Raw genomic sequence first — 20,587 nt, forward strand, 5'->3', positions numbered from 1 at the left:
TTAATAATCAAAAGTATATATCAGCCAGACATCAGCCTATACGACAAGTGCAGGAATTGGATAAATGGCGGTAAGCAGCCTTATTTTGTCGGTGAAAATTATTTTGTTATTTTGAAATATGAAAATCCTCCTTATTATTATCAGTCTGGGGCTTTGCGGCAAACTCTACGCACAAGACATAAATAGCCATTATAAAATTTTCGATACCAGAAAGCAAAAAACAATCAGCCTTGATGATTTGATTACAGATATGGACCGGGCTGATGTGCTTTTCTTTGGCGAAGATCACAACGATTCGGTTGGGCATTACCTCGAAGCCGAGATTTTCAAAAAGTTAAGCAACAGGTATCCTCAAAAAGCCGCATTATCTTTAGAGATGTTTCATACCGATGTGCAACCCGTAGTAAATGAGTACCTGGCTGGATTGATTTCGGAAAAAAACTTCATTAAAGAAGGTCGCGCCTGGGGAAATTACAAAGACTACAAACCTTTGGTAGAACAAGCCAAACAGCAAAAGCTACCTGTTATTGCTGCAAACGCAGCTGCACGCTACAGCAACGCAGTTACCATGAATGGTTTAAAAGCACTGGATAACCTGCCTAAAAGCTCACTCAACTTTTTACCTCCGCTCCCAATCGATACGGCACAGGGCAGGTATTACGATAAATTTACCGAAACCTTAGGCGGGCATAACATGGGATCGATGAAAATTTACCAGACACAAAATTTGTGGGATGCGACCATGGCCTGGTCTATAGGTAAGTTTGCTAAACTAAATAAAGGATTTAAGATACTGCAGCTTAATGGCCGCTTTCACAGTGATGAAAAACTGGGTACACTGGCTAAACTGGCTCAGGCCAACCCGAAACTAAAAATATTGAACATTTCTTCGTTTTCAGATCAGAGCTTTACTAATCCGGATTGGGAAAAGTTTAAAAACCTGGGCGATTACATTATTATTACCGACCCGGCTGTAAAGAGGAGCTATTAAAAAACGCCGCAGATGGGACGAATCTGCAGCGTTTTTTTTGATTATGCTTTTGTTTTTAACAAGTCTCTTATTTCGGTCAAAAGTACCTCTTCTTTTGTTGGTGCTGGTGGTGCAGCTGCTGCAACAGCTTCTTCTTTACGTTTCATTTGGTTAATTGCTTTAACCATTAAGAAAATAACCAACGCTAATAAAAAGAAATTTATAGCTACGGTAATAAAGTTACCATAAGCAAAAATTGCAGCACCCTCTACTTTTTTGGCATCAGCCAGTGCTGTTCCTTCTGGTACGGCTCCGCGCAGTACAACGTATAAATTACTAAAATCAGGCTTACCGATAATCGCAGCAACAACAGGCATCACCAAGTCATTAACTACACTGTCGATTATCTTTCCGAAGGCGCCACCGATAATTACACCGACAGCAAGATCCATTACATTGCCTTTTATAGCAAATTCTTTAAATTCTTTTACAAATCCCATTTTAAATTAAGTTTTAGTTTTTTATTAAAATTAACAAACTTTAATTTGAATCCAAATGTTTAGGAAATAATTTAAAAACCGAACATATCAATAGCATTTAGGCTAATTCAACAGAATATCTGAAATCTATTGTTTATTTTTGCCCATTCTTTTATATATACTATGCTAAAGCAACACTTACAACAAAAATTATTACAAAAGTTATCACCCCAGCAAATACAGTTTATTAAGCTGTTGCAGGTGCCTACTGTTGCCTTAGATACGCGTGTAAAAGAAGAACTGGAAGAAAATCCGGCTTTGGAAGATCCTAGTTTAATGACTCAGGATGAGCCAAAAAGTGAGTATGATGATTTAAATGATGGTCCTGATGATTACGAACAATCATCGGAAGACACCAGCATGGATGAGTTTAATGTGGATGATTACCTGCAGGACGACTCGGCTAACGACTACAGTACCAATTATAATAACGGCGACGACGATGAAGAGAAGAAAGAAACGCCTATTGCCATTGAAAGTACTTTTTTTGAAAGTTTACAAGAGCAGTTAGACCTCATCCCGCTATCGGACCAGGATTTTATTATTGGTAAACAGATTATTGGCAGTTTAGATGATGATGGCTATTTACGTCGTCCGCTGGGCTCAATGATCGATGATCTTGCTTTTTCGCAGAATGTAATGGTTGAAGAAGAGGATGTGCTCGAAATGTTAAAACTGATTCAAAGCTTCGACCCTCCGGGCATAGGTGCCAGAGACCTTAAAGAGTGTTTGTTGATTCAGCTGAAAAGGAAAGACGCACATAACCCAATCATCATTAAAGCGATGAATGTGGTAGAAAACTATCTGGATGAATTTACCCGCAAACATTACGATAAACTGGAAAAAAGTTTAGGCCTGGATAGCGAAGAACTTAAAGAGGTAGTGAGCGAGATTTTGCGCTTAAATCCTAAACCTGGCGACGCCAATCAGGTAACTACCAAGCAGATGCAGATTATCCCCGATTTTCACATCAGCAATAATGATGGTGTACTGATTTTGACCCTGAACTCAAAAAACGCACCCGAATTAAAAGTTAGCCGCTCGTACCAGGAAATGTTCGAGCATTACGATAAGGCTGCATCAAAAGATAAAAAACTAAAAGAAGCCGTTCAGTTTGTAAAGCAAAAGCTCGATTCGGCAAGATGGTTTATTGATGCCATTAAACAACGTCAGCAAACCCTCCTGAAAACCATGAATGCAATTATGCATTATCAGTACGAGTATTTTTTAACGGCCGATGAGCGTAAAATGCGTCCCATGATCCTGAAAGATATTGCGGACAAGATTGATATGGATATTTCAACCGTATCTCGTGTGGCCAACTCTAAATATGTACAAACTGAGTTTGGTACTTTCTTATTAAAATCGTTCTTCTCAGAAGCAATCCAAACCGAAAACGGAGAAGAAGTTTCGAACAAAGAGGTTAAAAAAATTCTGGAAGATTGCATTGGTAACGAAGACAAGCGTAAACCACTTGCCGACGAAAAACTAACAGAAATACTAAAAGAAAGAGGTTACAATATTGCCAGAAGAACAGTTGCGAAATACCGCGAACAGATGAATATCCCGGTAGCCAGGTTAAGGAAAGAACTTTAGTACAGTTCGCAGTTTTCAATTAACAGTTTGCAGTTATTGTGCTATATATCATCGAGGTTAGCATTTACAATGCTATGTAGCGAATCCTTTGGCGATACAATCGCCTTTCTCATTCATCCTCGTTATTCCAAAGGAATCACTTCGTGACAAACGAGGACGATTTCTTGATTTTTTTGAATTGCGAACTGTAAACTGCAAACTGCCAACTGATAACTGATAACTGAATTACCACATCTTAATGTACAAAGGTACTTTATAGATATTATTTAGCATTAAGCCCAAAACAATTTCATGGCTACCATTGCTTACCTGGTTAAGTGCAGAAGTAGAAAAATCATACGAATAAGTCAGATTTACCATTTTACCGATATTAAATCCGGCCATTGCCGAAAATGAATCATCTTTGCGGTAACTCCCTCCCAGCCAAACTTTATCTTTAAAGGCTAATTTCATATTCAGATCGACCGATACTGGTGCAGGCGAAACGTATTTAACCATAACCGAAGGGATAGCTGAAATCTCATCATCAACAAAAAACTTATAGCCCGCTGTAGCAAAGTAATGTGGTACTTCTTTACCTAAATTATAGCTGTTTTCGCCTGTAAAGCTTAACTTTTGAGGTAAAATTTGCTGAACGGATATACCGGCAAACATCCGCGCGCCATACAGCCACAATCCAATACTTAAATCGGGTTTTACCTGATTGATCAAAGCCCTGTTTAAGGCCGGATCATATGGCGTATCGAAGGTTAAAGCATTAACATCTAATGAAATACTCGAAATCCCCGCAGCAACACCTGCTGAGAGGTTAAAATTGTTACTCAACTGTAAATGGTAAGCATAGGTTACATTCGCATCCAACCTTTTTACCGGTCCGGTTTTATCGAGCACTGCCGTTACTCCCATGCCATGATGTGCTGGCGACGACATGTAATTCTGCATATAATTCCGGTCCATCGGGTTTCCCGTTTGCTCAGGGAAAGATGTAAGTGCGTTACTCCATAACTGATTATCGCCCAGCGCCCAGTGAGCTGATACAAAAGAAGTTTGCGGCGCATCGGTAATCCCCGACCATTGTTTACGGTACCCTCCTTTAAAGTCGATGTAATTTTCGATGCCCGAGAGTGCCGGATTTAACAAGTATTGGTTAAAAATATATTGGGTATACTGAGGCTTCTGCTGCGAAAAAGCATTAAGCGAGGCTAAAAGCGTTAATATAGTGAGGAGCTTCTTCAATTTTATCTGATTATGGTCAAGGGACCGGTTATGGTTTTACGTCCGTTTCTTGGGTTGATAATATAGTAATAAACACCGACAGGTAACGGACCATTTTGATAATTTCCATCAAAAGGCGCTTTATAGCCATTGCTAAAAAACACCCTGTTCCCGTTTCGGTTAAAAATTTCTACTGTAGCATTGGGGTAAGACTCTAAATACTTAATGTTCCAGGTATCGTTTACATTGTCGCCATTAGGCGTAAAGGTATTTGGCGGAGTTAGCGCCTGCAATACTTTAACCAACACTTTGGATGTAGTAGCACAACCATCGGGCTGTGTGGTAGCTGTAAGGGTGTATTCGGTATCTTTTTCGGGCGATGCAACAGGCCTCAACACATTGGTTTTGCTTAGGCCAGCGGCCGGCGACCATTCGTATTTCAAATTGGTACCTTCGGCAGTAGCCGGAAGTTCAATCTCTCCGCCAGCCAAAATGTAAACCAAGCTCCCCGCATCTGCAACAGGAGATGCATAAACTTGAATATCTTTACTGATGGAAGAAGTACAACCATTGGTGGCGGTAAAAGTATAGGTGATGGTGTGATGCCCCACGCCTGCAACTTTAGGATTAAAAGTACCATCTGCTTTCATTCCATCGCCTGCATATTCGCCTGTACCCGGCATTTCTTCTTCAACCTTTTGCGTAGCCTGTACAATTAATACCGTACCATCGGCTTCGCAAACTGCGGGCATATCGGCAAATTCTAATTGAGGTACGGGTTTTATTGTAACTGGTTTATCTACTGATTTAAAACAACTTTCTCCAGAATAAGCTATCAACCTAATATTTGGAGAACGATCAGCAGTACCTCCAAAAGTATTGTATTCAATTTCTATATCACTATCGTCCGGATAAGGTATGGTTTTATAAATACTCGTTTCATTAGGATAATCCCTGTAAATTTCAATTTTGGTAATCTTGCCGGCAAAAGTAGTTGATGTATTTTTGATCACAATTTTATCGCTCACACAGACATTATTCTTAACAATATCAAAATCTGCATCCTTTACCGCCCCGTTTACGGTAAACGTTTTCGATGTACTTTTTTCGCAACCATCTGCATTCTTAACGGTTAAGGTAACTGTGTAATCGCCTGTGGCCCCGTAAGCAAAAGCACCATCAAAACCGGTAGATGTTGCCAGCGGATTACCATTATCATATTTCCAAACAGCCGTTAAACCGGTCGTTGTGCCGTCAGCATTTTTGGTAGTATTTTTAAACCGGGCTACACCGTCAGCTAAACAAAAATCGGGCATGATAAAATCAACAACCTGCGGATCAATTACAGTTACCTTTTTGGTTTTAGCTTCGCTTACACAACCTAAATTGCTTACTGTTGTCAGGCTTATAGTATAATCGCCAGTTGCTGCATACTTATGAGCCGGTGAGGTATTATTTAATAATTTTACTTCTGCCGATCCATCGCCAAAGTTCCAGCGCCACTCTACAATGCTACCAGAGCTTTCAATGGTCGATTTTTCAGTTAATATCACTGGCAAATCCACACATAAACCTTTAACATCAAAATCAGATACCGGCTGGGGGTTAATGGTTATCTCCTGAAATTCGGAAACTTTAGCACATTTAGAATCGGTTGTAGCCGTTAAAATCACTTTGTAAATACCCGGCCTAACATATTTATGCACCGGATTTTGCTCTGTAGAGGTGTTTCCATCTCCAAAATCCCAAAGCCAGGTATTAATGGTCCTTGTATCAGAATTAGAAGTACTTTTATCTTTAAAAGGTATAGGAGCATTGGCACAGTTGATTTTCTCCACTTCAAAATCGGCTGTAGGTTCTTTGTCAACCGTAAAATCGGTAATCAAATCTTCTGTACTTCCGCAATCATCGGCAGCTGGTTTGGTGGCCGTTACCTTAAACTGATAATCACCCGGAAGATCATATTTAATATCGTTCGGATAAAAGTAAGTGTAATAAGTAATGCCATTATCGGTAAAGGTAGCTACCGAAGTTGGGGCATTTTGAGTAATTACACCATCTCCATTGTGTACATCCCAATCTAAGCGGGTTGCCTGATAAGGTAAATTAATTTTGAGTTTGATTATTTCGCCTAAACAACCACTAGTAACGTTTTTACCCGTAGCTTCATTTTGGGGTTGAAAAGTAAAATTCTGGATGTTTGCCCCTGCCAGATAAGCGTACGATTCTACACTGCCATAACCATAAGCTATTGCCGAGAAACCTCCCGCAGCAGACAAACGATGCTGGGCCTGCGAACTATTGGTAACATCAACAATCGCGTAGCTATATTCATTATTAATGGCTACGAAATTGGAAACAGGATTCCCATCCAATCTAAATGAAGGGATATCAGCAGTTTTAATAATAACATTGATAAAAAATTTGTTAATATTGGTTACTACGTTATCCAGCCTCGAATAAACAGTAATATTAGTTAAAGTTTGCTCTACGGGATTCAATACCGTTATTTCCGGATCTCCGGGATAAGGACCTCCCTGCTGAACATTAGCACTATTACTTAAATTACAGGTTTGAGAAGTTTGGTATTGTGCTACAGAAATGGGTTTCGATCCCGAAATTACATTAGCAGAGTTAGAGAAAAATGTAATCACAGCTCCCTTATTGTAAGGATTAGCCAATGTTGTTCCATTTGCATTTGTAGTACTGCCATTAACGGTTAAAATTGTATTGTCTTCAGAAACAATTACCCGGATAATATCGGTATTGCCATGAATGGTATTGTAAAAAGGAGCAGTTACAAAATTCCTTCCCCAGGCCGTTACCGGAAAAAGCTCCTGATACAAATTGTCGCCCCCACTGGCTGACCGGCCATTTCCCTGTTCGCAAAAAGAAGCCCATGTATTCCCTGAAAAAACAGCTATGGGCTTACAGCCTGATGTAGATTTGATATGACTACCGGAAAGATCATCTCTGGCCTGGTATTGATAAATCTGCCCCTTATTTAAAGTTTTAGTGAAAGTGGTATTGGCCGCGTGTTCAGTATTGCCCTGGGTAGGTGTAATTTCTATTTCGGTACCGTCTTCAACCGCAACGATTGTAAACTGTGCGTAACGCCCATTGGTGGTAGTGCTTTGATAACTGTAGGTATAGTACTCTTTCCCAAGTGTATTGGTAGGTAAAACCAAAGTTCCTCCTGTACGTGCCTGGTAAGCAATTACACTATATAACGAGATTGGATTATCGGTAGTAGTTACGTGAATGGCTTTATCACTTTCAATCACATCATTAGAGCCAATATAGGCATCAATGGTGTTGGGATCTATAATTACAGGTAAACAGGTATTGGCAGGTATTGAACCGGTAGCAATTACAGTATTACCCATAAAAACATTGTAGGCAGTTGCCTTATCTGCCGACAGAAACAAAGTTAAACGCGAAAGTTTTCCATCAATGTGCCCGCTATACGCCACCCAAAAGTCTTTACCTTTGTTTGATGTATTCTGCGAAAAAACGGTATTTGTTTTAAGCAACAGGAGAAAAAAAACAACCAATAACCAATGCCTGCTCATTACCTACCAGCTTAGTTGAAAAACGTTATACATGTTTGTTTGATTAGATATGCAATATACTATTAATCAAAGCACATGAAAAAAAATTAACATTTTTTTGAGCAGGAAATCACCGTTTCGTGTAATAAACTGAAGGCGTGGTGTAAAATTTTTGCACAGCTAAAATATAGCCTGATTGAATCAAGCTTATAAGCCATGCATGCGAAACAATAAGGAAAAGGTTATTGCTTATTAAACAATTATTATTCAGCCGTTATTTTCGTCTGATTGATCGCCACTACCATATTTAGCTGAAAAATCTTTGGCCTTCTCGTCAGCGATTGTGTCGTTATGGTCTTCCGGTTCGAGATTTTGATCTAAGCGGTCGTTCCAGTCGTTAATGCCTTTAACCGGATGTTTGGTATGTTCTGCCGTAAAATCAGCCTTTGATTTTTCAAGATCTTGTTTTTGATTTTCCATTTTGATAATTATTTAAACTAAAACAATAAAGTATATGGAAAGTTTCGGGTTAAGCGCATTGAAATTAGCTTAACTGATAGATTTACAATTCGTACACAATTATATTATTTATGAGCAGAGGGCTCATCTTTTGCATCTTTAAATTCTTTAACACTCTTCCCTATTCCCCTCATTAATTCTGGTAGTTTTTTACCTCCAAAAATAAGCAGGATCACCGCCCCTATTAATATCATTTCTAATGCCGACATATTTTTCTTTTTTTACAAGATACGTTAAATCTCCTGGAATAGTTCTTCAATTTTTTTAACATCAACAATAAATGGATCATTAAGCGATTAAGTACTTTAAGAGACTCGCGATATTGCACACTGAGTATTGGCTATTGAAAATTGATTATTGGTTGTTGGTTATTGATCATTGATTATTGGCAATTCTACACCAACAATGCATTCAACGTTCTTGTTTTTACTTTAGGCACAGCCCCATGACGCATAAACTCATCAAAACCACGTAACTGCTTTATGGCTTTAATGGCCTGGTAGCCTTCATAATTTGTACGGATTTTATTCAGCAATAACGTATCTGTTTTAAACAAATCACTTTCTGTTAGTAGTCCTTTATTTAAAAAACGTTTAATCAGCTCGGCCATTTTGCCATTGGCATACAAATGAAGCGGAAGTTTAAACATTTCATTATTCAGCTTTTCAAAAGCTTCATTAATCCAAGCGGCTTCATTTTCATCGTTTACTGCAATTTTACCTTCGCTCAAAACAACAGATTTTAAAAACTGACGTGCCCGCTGGCGCGAAATTACCCCACCATGCACACCATCACGCAAGGTATAATCCAGCCGATCTGCACAAAGCGAAGGTAGTGGCTGCTCTAAAATATCAAAAGTACCATGCAAAATATCACTGATGTTATAACCATATTTAAGCAACACATCGGGCACTTCAGATTTACACAACATTTCAGCAAAAATCTGCTCATGGTAATCTTCGGCTGTATTATCGAAAACGTAATCGCCAACATGCGAAAAAGCTGTATGCGAAACATCATGCAGCAGCCCTGCAATCTGCTCCAGCTCCGAGCCACCAAGCATCCTGATTAATAAGGTTACACCAATGGCATGCTCCAATCTTGAATGACAAATATCCGGATTAACTAAAAATATAGCACCGCTTTGGTGTACACCACCTAACCTCTTTAAAACATCGGTATTTAACAGATCAGAGAATACGGCTGGCAATTCCATCTTGCCATACAGAAAGTCATTTAACTGGATCATATCGTTGTCTTATTAGGGGTGATTTCAAAACAAAAATACTAAAAATTTTAGCTTTCTTCCAAATAGTTTTCCACATAAAAACTAAACAAAGTAGCTACAAATAAACTTTCAAATATTTTGAAAATGATTATTACAATCGCATGATCAATAAAACGTTATGATTAGAAACAAGCCTATAAATTAAACGTTATACTTGTAAAAAAACAGCTATATGGCAACCGCTCAGCAAATTAGAAAAGCATATCTGGATTTTGTTTTAACACAAAACGAAAAACCAAAATCAGTTTACAGTTTTGTTAAGAAACTTAAAATTACAGAGGCCGATTTTTACCAATTCTTCTCTTCTTTTGAAAGTATTGAAAAAACCGTCTGGTTCGAACTTACTTTCGAAACCATTAGCAAAATAAAAGAACAGGAAGTATGGCCACAGTATACTGCCCGCGAAAAAGTGCTTTCTTTTTTCTACAGCTACCTCGAAAACCTGAAAAACCAGCGGAGTTTTGTGGTTTACAGCCTGAAAAATTATCGGGGTAAATTTTCTACTCCTGATGTACTGAGTGGCGTTAAACCCATATTCGAAAACTTTGCTCAAGAAGTTATTGATGAGGGTTTAGATAGCGGAGAACTTGCCGAACGCCGTTTTTTAAGTAAAAGATATAAAGATGCTTTATGGATTCAGTTTGCTTTTATCGTTAATTTCTGGATTAACGACGATAGCGAAGGCTTTGAAAAAAGTGATGAAGCCATAGAAAAAGGCATTAATGTAACTTTCGATCTTTTTCAGCACTCACCGATTGATAATTTGCTGGAATATGGCAAATTCTTATCCAGAAACGGAAAATTTGCCGATAAAATGGGCTTTTAGTAATTTAAATGAAAACACAAAAAAGTATCCCCACTACAAAAGTAGAGCGTTCGGCCAAATTTGTTAAAACAGGTATCCAGATTGGCGGTAACTACATTAAACATTATTCAAAAAAGCTGTTTAACCCCGATATGGATCGCGAGCAGCTCAACGAAGACAATGCTACAGATATTTATAAATCGCTCAGCGAATTAAAAGGGAGTGCCTTAAAAATTGCGCAGATGCTGAGTATGGATAAAAACATATTGCCTAAATCTTATGTCGATAAATTTAGCCAGTCGCAATATAATGCCCCGCCCCTTTCGGGTCCGCTAATTGTACGTACTTTTACCAAAAATTTCGGTAAAACACCTGAAAAGATTTTCGATAGCTTTAACCTTACGTCGAGCAATGCAGCTTCTATTGGTCAGGTACACCAGGCCACTTTAAAAGGCAAAAAACTGGCGGTAAAAATCCAGTACCCCGGTGTTGGCGACAGTATATCATCTGACCTGAAACTGGTAAAACCCTTTGCATTCCGTTTGCTGGGCATGTCGGAAAGGGAACTGAACATTTACATCAAAGAAGTTGAAGAGCGTTTGCTAGAAGAAACCGATTACGAGCTGGAGGTAAAACGCTCTATTGAATTTTCGGAAGCTTGTAAAAACCTTAAGCATGTAGTTTTCCCTAAATACTATCCCGAATTTTCAGGTAAACGTATCATTACCATGGATTGGATTGAGGGGTTGCACCTGAAAGAATTTCTAAAAACCAATCCTTCGCAAACTTTGCGCAATAAAATCGGTCAGGCACTGTGGGATTTTTATAATTTTCAGCAGCACGAACTAAGGGCAGTACATGCCGACCCCCATCCCGGGAATTTTATGATTACCCCCGATGAAAATTTAGGTGTAATTGATTTTGGTTGCATTAAAGAAATGCCCGATGACTTTTATTATCCTTTTTTCTCGCTGATTTCGACTGATGTTTTTAACGATAAAAACAGAACGATTGAGGCTTTCAGACAGCTGGACATGATTCACGCTGATGATACTGCCGAACAGGTTGAATTTTACCACAAATCGTACAGCGAAATGATTAAGCTATTTGCCAAACCCTATACCAGCAAAATTTTCGATTTTAGTAAACCCGATTTTTTTGAGCAGTTATATGCTTATGGCGAAAAGATTTCGAAAATGCCCGAATTTAAACAAGCTCGTGGCGTAAAACATTTCATTTATGTAAACCGCACCAATTTTGGCTTATACCAGATTTTACATGAGCTAAAAGCAATTGTGCATACAGATACCTATAACCCAACTTTAGGACGATAATACTTATTTGGATTGCGTAATTGTTACACCATCAAAATAATCGCCGTTTTGCAAGCCTATAGAAAGTAACCGATCTGCATTAGTAGTATTCTGATTCAGGGTAATGATCATTTTATTTCCATCTTTTCGCTCCACTTTAAAATCAGGTTGAACAACAACAAAATTTTGAGCTGTTCTTTCAATACTTTTTAAATCAACATTGGCTTTATTGAATGTAATACCATCTAACCACCAACCTGTTGTTTCAGTTGTAACTGTAATGGAATTACTATTGGAACTAAAACTGGCAGTTTTTTGAGAGAGTTTGATATTATCGTCCCATTTCCCAATTTCTTTGCCCTTATTACATGAAATCGTAAAGAAAAGAGTGGCAGTAAGCAATAAATAGAAAATACTTTTTTTCATGATTTTGAGCGTATAATTTATAATCAAGCATTTTTCTTCACTACATCTACCATGTGATCTAAATCAAAAGGCTTTTCGATGTAATCGTCGGCTTTACAATCTTCAGCTTCCTGAGGCAAATTATTAGAGGTAGAAGTTAATACAGCCGATACGTCTTCGGTTTGAGGATCAGATTTAAGCTCTTTAATTACCTGCGATCCTTTCTTTTTACCTTTAATGTGGTCGTCAACCACTACCACGTCTGGCTCAATCTCCTCTATCTTTTCTATTGGCTCGGTTGTTAGGGATGCCGTTACATCAAACCCTTCTTCTTCCAGCACCTGATCCATAATATCGAGGATATCTTTATTATCCTGAACAAGCACAACTTTTTTCTTCATAACTAAACCAAAAAAATTTCTGATTAAAGATAACGAAAATCTATTTGCAAACCAGAACTGGCATAAGATTTTACCTATGCGTATATAAATATTTTAACGCACTGATTTTTTTCTCCGATTTCGTCTTGATTTTATGCCCGTTGGTCGAGAATTACCCATCGATTGTATAAAAATGCAAAAGGTGCTGCAACGTTTTTAAAATCGCAGCGTCTTATCTACGAAACACAACAAAAACAGACTTAAACAATTAAATAACAATTAATTAACATTTAATTATTAAATATAAAATATTATGAAAACCTCAATCAAAACCCTAATCGCCACTACATTAACAGCCCTTGTTTTATCATCGGCCTTATTTACAACCACTGTTTCGGCTACCGAAAAAGAACCTGAGAAAAATATTAAAATTGCTGATTTTAAACGCATCTCGGTAAAAGGAAATGTAGAGTTAACCATTGTACAAAAAGGAACCTTCGGCATTTCTTATAACGACGACAATTATGGAGCTGCAAAGGTAGTACAGGATGGTGATGCGTTGAAAATTACTTCTATGAGTACTGAAAAAACAAGATTAACCGTTGTAGTTAATGATATTTATAGAATTGAGGCTTCGGAAAATGCTGTTGTTAAAACCGACGGAAAATTAAGCACCAAATACCTTCAGATTTTCTTAAAAGGAAATGCACATGCCGATATTAATACGAGCTCGGAAGGTTTATATACCGTAATTGCCGATGATGCAGATTTAAAATTAAGCGGTTCAACTGATAACCATACGTTGGTAATGGGCAAATCGCAAAAATTAACCATTGACAAGTTTGCTGCTTTAAAAACCAATATCAGCTCGGTAGAAACTGCTGCGATCGAAAAAGAAATTGCGGCAATTAAATAATACTGGCACACACCAATGAAACTGAGGCTCCCTGATTTGATTAGGGAGCCTTTTTTGTGTTTACAAATAACAGGCTTATTTTTTTAAGTTATTATTGGTGTTTTTAAACACAGTAGATATAAAATTTCCTTTTTTCCTTCCAATTGATGTTATAAAAAGTATTGTGAACATACTATTTTAATTAACTAATTATTTTTTTTCTCTTTTTTCAAAAATTTCAAAGATTTTGTCAACTTCTTTGCTTGTAGCATCATCTTCAAAAACAGCATTTTTTAAATTAAATTTTTTCAAAAATGAAAATGCTTGAGATGATACATTTAGAACCTGAGAGCTATCAATATAAAAATCATCTTTTCCTTTTATTCCAGATACAATCATCCAATAAAATTTCGGAATTTCTTTTTCTAACCTATAATTATTTTCAAAATATTCATCGAAAGTAAGTTTTAAATCCTCAATTCTATAACCTGAATATGCTGTAGTTTCTAAGTTAGATTTCAGAGGTTCAGTAACAATAAAAACAGGGTAATTCTCCATTAAATCATCTCCTAACCAATCTTCCAAATTTATATGTAATTCTTTTACAACTGGCGGGATAGTAGATGTATCAATATTAGTGTCCTCTCCCAATCCTACAATTACTTCCGGTTCAATTTTTATATATTTCATAATTATTATTTTAATGGCGGATTAAACTGAGATCCGTAAAGATTATCAATGACATCTGCAAAATCTTGAATTTCTTGTTTTGTAGCATTTGGATATTGTTTATAAAAACGATTCCAAGCAACTCTAATTGTACTTAAATGCAATGTATTATTTACATCTTTCGGAATTCCTCTTAAATTTTCTATTTTATCTAATTCAGCTTTTGTAAACAATCCAGGATATTTTTTCAAAACCTGTTGCTCCACAGCGTGATGAACTACAACATCACCTTTCTGAGAAGGATTTTCACTAAAAAAATTCTCTCTATACCCATTATGCACCAACACCCCGCCTTCGGTAACAAAATAATTTTCGTTATCCTGAACATCGAAATTATAAACAACAGCACTTTTGCTTATAAAACCAATATTTTTAACGGTAACTTTTTCGCCATCAATCAGTTCCAGTTCATCAAGCGCGGTAACAGCCTGAATTTCTTTCCATTCATCATTTACCAGAAAACGGTGCTCGGGCGTTACCTCAAATATAGTTCCATTTTCCAGCTCTACAACCATCATTGTTAATGTGGTACGGCGGTGGGTTTGTGTAATCTGTTTTAATTCCCTTTGCCCGTTGCTTTCGTTAACCGTCCAAACCAGGGTGCCTACCGCAATATCTTCGATAAACATTAAGCCGTTACTGGTGTGCACGGTTGTTCCGGCAGGGAAACAGACCAGCGAGGCTCCTTTTGCGGCAAAAACAGCCAATATAAGTTCCTGTCCGCTGGCCAGCAGTTTATCGGTAACGCTCATTTCATCGTTGGTCCAGATATCGTACTGCCCTTTGTAAGCGCCAAACATCCCAAAGCCGCGCATCCCTCTGCAAAGCCAGCTCATTTTACCAAACAGTGATGCGGGATTGAACATCGCGCCCATTTCTGTACGGGCAACAGCCAGAAATTCGGCACCTGCCGCCCTTAACCCCTGCGTGCCCAAAGTACCAGCCATACTGCCCATGCCCCGGCCTGCTAAAAAGCCAAAGGCAAAATTGGCAATATGCCCCACATTGTTCATGGTGGTACTCATCATAGCTTCCCAAAAGGTTTCCTTGATATCGATAAGTGCACCTTCGGGCGGACAGCTTAATTGGCTCTGTCCTACTACCAGGCCTTCATTTTTGTGAATAATGAGATTTGGTGAGGAGTTTACCCAAATTCTGGAAGCGGCATTGGTTTTACATTTCATATAACCTGCACCTATGGCAAGCAGTAAGGCTGCACCAATAATTAATGCCAGGGCCCAGCCTGCAACCGGCACAGCCAGCAAGGCCAAAGCTGCAACCAGTAAACCCGCTATAGCGCCTGCCATAAAAGCCATGCTGCCCAGGCAGATAAAAACATTGGCCTTCATGGTATCTGCCGTGGTAGCTACCTTGTTGCCGCTAAAGGTTACCTGATCCTGACTGGTTACCTTCATTTGCTTGAACATAGCCCCTTTAGGACAAACCAGGTAATGCTTTTCTGTTAACCATTGTAAGTCTTCATTAGCCATAACCTAAATGCTATCCAGATTTAAATATAAATCTGATTTATAATCGTTATTAATCTGTTCAAATACTTTCATTTCGGCTTGCTGCATAATGCCTGCCGTGTTGTATGTAAATGATGCCCGCGTATAGTGCTTAATATCAAACTCTTTTTGTCCTGTAACTTTAGCTATCATTTGTTTATCTATACTACCCTTTTCATCCAGTGTAGCCTCTGCATTGATTACATAACCGTTTTCAGTCAGCTCCGAAGAAAACGTTTGGTTTACCGGAATTAAAAAACCGATTCCCATCCGATCTCTGACACTTCTTTTTTTAAGATACTCAACCCCATCAGCAGTGTAATTGAAAGCATAGAGAAAAAGGTGCATAAAGTGTGTATTCTCGAGGTTTTCTAATAATTCGGGCGGATTGGATAGTTCTCTTTCTTTATGCCTGATAATTTCGAATGCAGCAATGGGATTGGTTTGCATCAGCTCCTTTTTAAGTTTATCCCATTTTGATTTAATTTCGGGCAGGTTTAACAGCCCTTTGATACTCCCATCGCTATTGATGCAAACTTGCTGGCTACTGTATATATAGGCCAGTTTATTTACGTATTCTATCAATTGAAATGTATTTGGATCGTAGTACTCCGTTAGTTTAACATCTTTCTCTTCAATGTGATAATCCAATAACTCTGGTTTAATTGAGTTTTGCCCAAAATGCGATAAAGTATACTTTCCTATTGTTGTAAAACTATCCATCATGGTTAGCATTTTAACATTCCCCCTAACCTGCAATTCATAATTTTTCTCGAATACTTTTTCCATATTTAAGAATTGATTTTAACAGGCGAACCGTCAATAATTGTTTTACTGCCCACAATATTTACATCTTTTCCGTTTAAGCTCGCAAGCGTCTCGCCATTTAACGATAACTCATTCTTCGAGACAATGGATAGCTTGGTATTAAATTCCATGCTCCCGTTTTTACTGGGCGCACCATCTCCGGTTAATTTAAAATCATCTGCGGCACGTACTTCTATATTTTTAGCCTGGATAATGATCTTATCTGTCTCCTTATCCATAATGATCATCACATTGCCGGTTTGCAGTTTAATGTTGTTATCTGTTGTAACTGTAATGGCATTCTTTCCATCTATTGAAATGTGATTTAAGCCAGTTTTGTCCTTAAAAAGCATCCCCCCACCATCATCTAACTGCACGGTATGCCCGCTTTTCGAGGTCAAACTTTTGCTGTTGTTGCTGGCGCTTCCGCCTGAACCACTTTTACCGTGAAATACCGAGCCCAGTACAATCGGGCGTGCAATATTCCCTTCTTCGAAAGTTACGGCCACCTGGTCGCCAATTTCGGGAATAAAAACAAAGCCCCTGTTTTTACTTACTTTATCGCTGCTACCGGCATCGGGTGTAATTACCCTGAGCCATTCGGTAACGTCGTTGGTTTGGCATTCCCATTTAAACTTTACTTTAATGCGGCCATGGCCTTGCGGATCGTTGTTATCTACCACATCGGCCAGTTGCATATCGGGGTTTGGCTTTTCGTAGTTTTTAACGATTAAACGCTCGGTGGTGGCAACAACTCCTTCAAAAGTATTGTGGTATTTGCCGGTTCCATCTATATTGTGGCTAATTTTGGTGATTAAAAATTTACCAAGGCTCTCTGTGGCAAAGCTAAGTTCTTTACGCAGGCTCATCGTAATTTCGGCAAGGGTACCAATAGCCAATTCGGCATTATCGCCAGTGGCATTTACTTTAAGCAGTTCGCTAATGTGTGCTTTTTCTTCGTTTTCGACATGGTTTTTAATATCGCTGCCATTATCGACCCTGATGAGCGAGGGCTGATTAAATGTTTTACTGTACATGGCGTTAGAAGCCTTGATGGCATGTGCCAGATCGGGATTTCCGTCTGCCTTACCCGCACTTTCGCTTTGCAGCATTTCGTTCTCTTTTGGATTGTAGGCAAAACGCTTGTATTTTATGGGCGAAACTTCCATGGCATATTGCAGGTTTTGCACATCGCGGCCATAAAATAAGGCCACTTCTTTTTGCTGATCGGGTTTACCAAAATTGAGCTGTTTACCATCATAGAAAAACCATTCGTGGTACTCGCCTGATAAACGGTTCAGGAAATCAAAATCGCTCTCACGGTATTGAATGAGGTAATCTATAGGTGTTTTACGGGCCGCATTGGCCGAAATGGTTAGATCGTTTGCAGGCGTATCTTTTGTAGCCAGCTTTACAATGGTATTTAAATCTTTATCCAGATAGGAGCCCAAATCCGGACCACGATCTATTAATATAGTGGGGCTGTAACCACTTACTACTAAAACACCATGATAGCCATGGCTTTGAGCCAATTCCACCCGGGTTACCAAACCTGCAAATTGCTGCATTTTCCCCGAAGTATAACCAAAAGAAGCGGTTAAAGTTTTACCTACAAAATCGCGGCTATCATCCAAATTAATTAACCCGGGAGCCCCCATCTGGTCGTGGTTAAAACGCAGTTCAAAGTAATGGTGATCGTTAAAAGCCTGATTAAGCGAAAAGGAGGCAAAATGAAGAATTTCTTTTTGTTCTATACTGATTTCGGAGATTAATTTATTTTCCATAGTAAGTTATTTTAATATCGCATTAACATTCCCAAAGGTAAATTTCGGAGGTGCGGGGATCCAGAAAATAATCCTGATACAGGCATTTGTAGCCATCCCATAAGGTAAAGTGCCCTGTTGCATCGCTAAATTTGGTTTTAAAACATATAATGCCGGTTTTGTTGTTAATCTTATCAGTGAAATCGCGTAGCGCTGATTGGGTAAAAAATTTGCCTGTTTTTAAAATAAGCGAGTGGTTATATTTATTGTATTTATGGTTCAGGTAATTGAAAAACTCGCTAACCCGAAAACAATAACGCTTTTGATCGGCCCCGGAAATGGTTTCGAATGCCTTTATAAACGTATACCTTTGGGGAATTGCATGTACTTTTACCTTTTCCTGTGCCAGAAAGGCTTGTTTAGTAGTGTATTTCCAGCTGGGGGTATTTAGGCTGAAAATGTGATTATCGATACCTAAATAATTAAATGCCCTGCTCATTCTAACCACACAGGTATTGGTAATATAGGCCGCATTAACAGCGCCGCCAATGGTTGCTTTTACCAATTCGCTACTGCCTGTAGGGTAATTAATCCGTAAATCGTTAAAAGTTGGCAAAGAAAGCGGCATATTATTTTTTGGTCAAAAGTGAATCCAGGTATTGGGTGCCGGTAAAGGATGCGTTTTCCAAAGCAAAGAAAAATACCGCTTTACCTCCGGTTGTTAAAACAGGCGATTTGGCTTTATCAAGAAAAACAATCAGCGTATCATTCGGGTGTTTGATATATTTCATATCGTTCATAGCCATATATTTCAGGCTATCACCAGCCTTCAGTTTTCCTTTAAAAGATTTTAATATTGTTGCACTATAAACCTTTTCCGAATTGAATACAGAATCAACTGTGGTTACGTTAACAAGGGCAATATATAGTGCCTCCTGTTTAAGGTGCTGTATTAATGATTTTGGTGGTTCCTGATACTGTGTTGCTACCGATGGCAATGTTTTGTTTGCCAAAGGCAATGAATCTTTCGGGATAACTGTATCTGAAACATTATTGTTTCCATTTTGTCGGCACGCGGCAAAACCCAGCCAAAAAAATACCAGAAGAAAAATGCAGGCACATTTACTCAGGTTTACTGATTCAATTTTACCCGTTCCGGAAATAACTACGTATTGCATGAAGCGGTTTATTAAAGCTTTTTAAATAGGTTTAGCGGTAAGCGTTTTGCAGTTGGCGTGAGGCGGGGAGCATAGGGCATGGAGCATGGGGTTTAGCCAGCTTCCAACCTGCTACCTTCCCGCCTTTAAACCTTCAACCTCCATTAGGCTTTTGGCCAATCGTTTTCGTGTTCGGCATTGCCCAGCTTGAGCTTGCGGGCCGATACAACAAAAGTTAATGTCATTGGTGTATTGTCGTTTACCGCAATACCTTCGCTATATTGAATGATGTAGGCATCTTCGAAAGAAAGTTCTTTCATTTTAGCGTCTTCTTCGCCTTTCTTGAAAACCAGGGTGCCTGAAAGTGGCTTGTACTGGTTGTTAACCATCGATTCGATTACCGAAGTATCTTCTGTCGATTCAATTTCGATGCTGATGGTACCACCATAAACACCTGAAGACGGACGGCCTTTTGCGTCAACATCTCTGTTTAATGAAAAACTGCATTGCAGTACATCAAATTCTTTTGATCCTAAATTTAAACGGGTTTTAAATGCCATTGTAGTAAGTTTAGATGTTTTGAAATAAAGTGATTAGCGGGGAGCGTTTGGCGCTTAGCGGAGCGTATGGGGCGAGGAGCATAGGGCAAAGGGTATGGAGCCACGCGTTTAGCGTTTTGCCTACCTCAAGCTTTCTACTTTCCGCCTTTAAGCCTTCTGCCTTAGCTTAGGCTTTAGGCCAGTCGTTAAGGTGCTCTGCGTTTCCTAATTTAAGCTTGCGCGCCGAAATCTGGAATTTTAGCGTCATCGGGTGATCGCCTACAATGTTTATACCTTCGGCATATTTAACAATGTAGCCATCCTCGAAATTTACTTCTTTCATTTTGGCATCTTCCTCTGTTTTCTTGATCAACAGGGTTCCGGTAATGGGTTTGTACTGGTTATTTACCATTGCTTCGATAATTGAGGTGTCTTCGGTCGACTCGATCTCAATGTCAATGGTTCCGCCGTAAACTCCGGAAGAAGGTCTTCCCTTAGCATCTACATCGCGGTTTAACGCATAGGCACAATGAAGCACATCGTACTCCTTGCCTGAAAAATTTAATCTAGCTTTGAAAGCCATAGTTTTAAAATTTAAAGGTTTATAA

The 20,587-nt window shown here is 38.7% G+C and carries 21 protein-coding genes; 5 read left to right on the forward strand and 16 right to left on the reverse strand.

Annotated elements, in window-relative coordinates:
* Nucleotides 1-118: 118 nt before the first annotated feature.
* Nucleotides 119-991: a ChaN family lipoprotein gene (locus tag BLR37_RS03785; protein WP_090764688.1), complete on the forward strand. Its 873-nt coding sequence runs from the start codon at nucleotides 119-121 to the stop codon at nucleotides 989-991.
* 41 nt (nucleotides 992-1,032) lie between these two features.
* Here BLR37_RS03785 and mscL read toward each other — a convergent pair whose 3' ends face one another.
* Entirely contained in the window at nucleotides 1,033-1,470 is a 438-nt protein-coding gene (mscL, locus tag BLR37_RS03790) for a large conductance mechanosensitive channel protein MscL (RefSeq protein ID WP_090764691.1), read from the reverse strand.
* A gap of 162 nt (nucleotides 1,471-1,632) precedes the next feature.
* Here mscL and rpoN point away from each other — a divergent pair, with 162 nt between their 5' ends.
* Nucleotides 1,633-3,105: an RNA polymerase factor sigma-54 gene (gene rpoN / locus BLR37_RS03795; RefSeq protein WP_039476292.1), complete on the forward strand. Its 1,473-nt coding sequence runs from the start codon at nucleotides 1,633-1,635 to the stop codon at nucleotides 3,103-3,105.
* A 225-nt stretch (nucleotides 3,106-3,330) separates the two neighbouring features.
* Here rpoN and BLR37_RS03800 read toward each other — a convergent pair whose 3' ends face one another.
* The 5 genes from BLR37_RS03800 to BLR37_RS03820 form a co-directional block, all read right to left on the reverse strand.
* Nucleotides 3,331-4,341: a PorP/SprF family type IX secretion system membrane protein gene (locus BLR37_RS03800; protein ID WP_090764694.1), complete on the reverse strand. Its 1,011-nt coding sequence runs from the start codon at nucleotides 4,339-4,341 to the stop codon at nucleotides 3,331-3,333.
* 2 nt (nucleotides 4,342-4,343) lie between these two features.
* A complete protein-coding gene (locus tag BLR37_RS03805) occupies nucleotides 4,344-7,892 on the reverse strand; it encodes a PKD domain-containing protein (RefSeq protein WP_090764696.1) in 3,549 nt (1,182 codons plus the stop codon).
* A gap of 246 nt (nucleotides 7,893-8,138) precedes the next feature.
* Nucleotides 8,139-8,351 carry a hypothetical protein gene (locus BLR37_RS03810; protein ID WP_090764699.1) on the reverse strand — a complete coding sequence of 71 codons (213 nt, stop codon included), beginning with the start codon at nucleotides 8,349-8,351 and terminating at the stop codon, nucleotides 8,139-8,141.
* A gap of 104 nt (nucleotides 8,352-8,455) precedes the next feature.
* Nucleotides 8,456-8,599 carry a twin-arginine translocase TatA/TatE family subunit gene (tatA, locus tag BLR37_RS03815; RefSeq protein WP_082018585.1) on the reverse strand — a complete coding sequence of 48 codons (144 nt, stop codon included), beginning with the start codon at nucleotides 8,597-8,599 and terminating at the stop codon, nucleotides 8,456-8,458.
* A gap of 185 nt (nucleotides 8,600-8,784) precedes the next feature.
* Nucleotides 8,785-9,639, reverse strand: a complete 855-nt coding sequence (locus BLR37_RS03820; protein WP_090764702.1) for an HD domain-containing protein — start codon at nucleotides 9,637-9,639, stop codon at nucleotides 8,785-8,787.
* A gap of 211 nt (nucleotides 9,640-9,850) precedes the next feature.
* Between BLR37_RS03820 and BLR37_RS03825 the strand changes: the two genes are divergently transcribed.
* A complete protein-coding gene (locus BLR37_RS03825) occupies nucleotides 9,851-10,504 on the forward strand; it encodes a TetR family transcriptional regulator C-terminal domain-containing protein (RefSeq protein ID WP_090764705.1) in 654 nt (217 codons plus the stop codon).
* Nucleotides 10,505-10,512: 8 nt separating this feature from the next.
* Nucleotides 10,513-11,817, forward strand: a complete 1,305-nt coding sequence (locus tag BLR37_RS03830) for an ABC1 kinase family protein (RefSeq protein WP_090764708.1) — start codon at nucleotides 10,513-10,515, stop codon at nucleotides 11,815-11,817.
* 3 nt (nucleotides 11,818-11,820) lie between these two features.
* Here BLR37_RS03830 and BLR37_RS03835 read toward each other — a convergent pair whose 3' ends face one another.
* Together BLR37_RS03835 and BLR37_RS03840 are read right to left on the reverse strand one after the other, a co-directional pair.
* Nucleotides 11,821-12,222 (reverse strand): hypothetical protein, encoded by a 402-nt coding sequence (locus tag BLR37_RS03835; RefSeq protein ID WP_143009529.1) that lies wholly within the window; start codon nucleotides 12,220-12,222, stop codon nucleotides 11,821-11,823.
* A gap of 23 nt (nucleotides 12,223-12,245) precedes the next feature.
* Nucleotides 12,246-12,602 (reverse strand): response regulator, encoded by a 357-nt coding sequence (locus BLR37_RS03840; protein WP_039476309.1) that lies wholly within the window; start codon nucleotides 12,600-12,602, stop codon nucleotides 12,246-12,248.
* A gap of 292 nt (nucleotides 12,603-12,894) precedes the next feature.
* Between BLR37_RS03840 and BLR37_RS03845 the strand changes: the two genes are divergently transcribed.
* Nucleotides 12,895-13,497, forward strand: a complete 603-nt coding sequence (locus BLR37_RS03845) for a GIN domain-containing protein (RefSeq protein WP_090764713.1) — start codon at nucleotides 12,895-12,897, stop codon at nucleotides 13,495-13,497.
* A 189-nt stretch (nucleotides 13,498-13,686) separates the two neighbouring features.
* Here the strand turns inward: BLR37_RS03845 and BLR37_RS03850 are convergent, their stop codons facing one another.
* From BLR37_RS03850 to tssD (BLR37_RS03885), 8 genes are all read right to left on the reverse strand, one after another.
* A complete protein-coding gene (locus BLR37_RS03850) occupies nucleotides 13,687-14,166 on the reverse strand; it encodes a hypothetical protein (protein WP_090764716.1) in 480 nt (159 codons plus the stop codon).
* Between the two features lie 5 nt (nucleotides 14,167-14,171).
* Nucleotides 14,172-15,695 (reverse strand): Hint domain-containing protein, encoded by a 1,524-nt coding sequence (locus BLR37_RS03855; protein ID WP_090764719.1) that lies wholly within the window; start codon nucleotides 15,693-15,695, stop codon nucleotides 14,172-14,174.
* Between the two features lie 3 nt (nucleotides 15,696-15,698).
* Nucleotides 15,699-16,502, reverse strand: coding sequence for a hypothetical protein (locus BLR37_RS03860; protein ID WP_090764722.1), 804 nt, complete (start codon nucleotides 16,500-16,502; stop codon nucleotides 15,699-15,701).
* 2 nt (nucleotides 16,503-16,504) lie between these two features.
* Nucleotides 16,505-18,304 carry a type VI secretion system Vgr family protein gene (locus BLR37_RS03865; protein ID WP_090764725.1) on the reverse strand — a complete coding sequence of 600 codons (1,800 nt, stop codon included), beginning with the start codon at nucleotides 18,302-18,304 and terminating at the stop codon, nucleotides 16,505-16,507.
* A 22-nt stretch (nucleotides 18,305-18,326) separates the two neighbouring features.
* A complete protein-coding gene (locus tag BLR37_RS03870) occupies nucleotides 18,327-18,911 on the reverse strand; it encodes a T6SS effector amidase Tae4 family protein (protein WP_090764728.1) in 585 nt (194 codons plus the stop codon).
* 1 nt (nucleotide 18,912) lies between these two features.
* Nucleotides 18,913-19,461 (reverse strand): hypothetical protein, encoded by a 549-nt coding sequence (locus BLR37_RS03875; protein WP_090764730.1) that lies wholly within the window; start codon nucleotides 19,459-19,461, stop codon nucleotides 18,913-18,915.
* A 143-nt stretch (nucleotides 19,462-19,604) separates the two neighbouring features.
* A complete protein-coding gene (tssD, locus tag BLR37_RS03880; RefSeq protein WP_039477023.1) occupies nucleotides 19,605-20,000 on the reverse strand; it encodes a type VI secretion system tube protein TssD in 396 nt (131 codons plus the stop codon).
* Nucleotides 20,001-20,166: 166 nt separating this feature from the next.
* Nucleotides 20,167-20,587, reverse strand: a 421-nt coding sequence (gene tssD / locus BLR37_RS03885) for a type VI secretion system tube protein TssD (RefSeq protein WP_244154587.1), incomplete at its 5' end; no start/stop codon positions are given.

It is taken from the genome of Pedobacter soli, assembly GCF_900101435.1.
Taxonomy (GTDB): domain Bacteria; phylum Bacteroidota; class Bacteroidia; order Sphingobacteriales; family Sphingobacteriaceae; genus Pedobacter; species Pedobacter soli.

Bases quoted from the DNA above. Each gene is read 5' to 3' on its own strand.
- BLR37_RS03785 (WP_090764688.1), top strand. From the start codon at position 119: ATGAAAATCCTCCTTATTATTATCAGTCTGGGGCTTTGCGGCAAACTC.
- mscL (WP_090764691.1), bottom strand. From the start codon at position 1,470: ATGGGATTTGTAAAAGAATTTAAAGAATTTGCTATAAAAGGCAATGTA.
- rpoN (WP_039476292.1), top strand. From the start codon at position 1,633: ATGCTAAAGCAACACTTACAACAAAAATTATTACAAAAGTTATCACCC.
- BLR37_RS03805 (WP_090764696.1), bottom strand. From the start codon at position 7,892: ATGAGCAGGCATTGGTTATTGGTTGTTTTTTTTCTCCTGTTGCTTAAA.
- BLR37_RS03810 (WP_090764699.1), bottom strand. From the start codon at position 8,351: ATGGAAAATCAAAAACAAGATCTTGAAAAATCAAAGGCTGATTTTACG.
- tatA (WP_082018585.1), bottom strand. From the start codon at position 8,599: ATGTCGGCATTAGAAATGATATTAATAGGGGCGGTGATCCTGCTTATT.
- BLR37_RS03820 (WP_090764702.1), bottom strand. From the start codon at position 9,639: ATGATCCAGTTAAATGACTTTCTGTATGGCAAGATGGAATTGCCAGCC.
- BLR37_RS03825 (WP_090764705.1), top strand. From the start codon at position 9,851: ATGGCAACCGCTCAGCAAATTAGAAAAGCATATCTGGATTTTGTTTTA.
- BLR37_RS03830 (WP_090764708.1), top strand. From the start codon at position 10,513: ATGAAAACACAAAAAAGTATCCCCACTACAAAAGTAGAGCGTTCGGCC.
- BLR37_RS03835 (WP_143009529.1), bottom strand. From the start codon at position 12,222: ATGAAAAAAAGTATTTTCTATTTATTGCTTACTGCCACTCTTTTCTTT.
- BLR37_RS03840 (WP_039476309.1), bottom strand. From the start codon at position 12,602: ATGAAGAAAAAAGTTGTGCTTGTTCAGGATAATAAAGATATCCTCGAT.
- BLR37_RS03845 (WP_090764713.1), top strand. From the start codon at position 12,895: ATGAAAACCTCAATCAAAACCCTAATCGCCACTACATTAACAGCCCTT.
- BLR37_RS03850 (WP_090764716.1), bottom strand. From the start codon at position 14,166: ATGAAATATATAAAAATTGAACCGGAAGTAATTGTAGGATTGGGAGAG.
- BLR37_RS03855 (WP_090764719.1), bottom strand. From the start codon at position 15,695: ATGGCTAATGAAGACTTACAATGGTTAACAGAAAAGCATTACCTGGTT.
- BLR37_RS03860 (WP_090764722.1), bottom strand. From the start codon at position 16,502: ATGGAAAAAGTATTCGAGAAAAATTATGAATTGCAGGTTAGGGGGAAT.
- BLR37_RS03865 (WP_090764725.1), bottom strand. From the start codon at position 18,304: ATGGAAAATAAATTAATCTCCGAAATCAGTATAGAACAAAAAGAAATT.
- BLR37_RS03870 (WP_090764728.1), bottom strand. From the start codon at position 18,911: ATGCCGCTTTCTTTGCCAACTTTTAACGATTTACGGATTAATTACCCT.
- BLR37_RS03875 (WP_090764730.1), bottom strand. From the start codon at position 19,461: ATGCAATACGTAGTTATTTCCGGAACGGGTAAAATTGAATCAGTAAAC.
- tssD (WP_039477023.1), bottom strand. From the start codon at position 20,000: ATGGCATTTAAAACCCGTTTAAATTTAGGATCAAAAGAATTTGATGTA.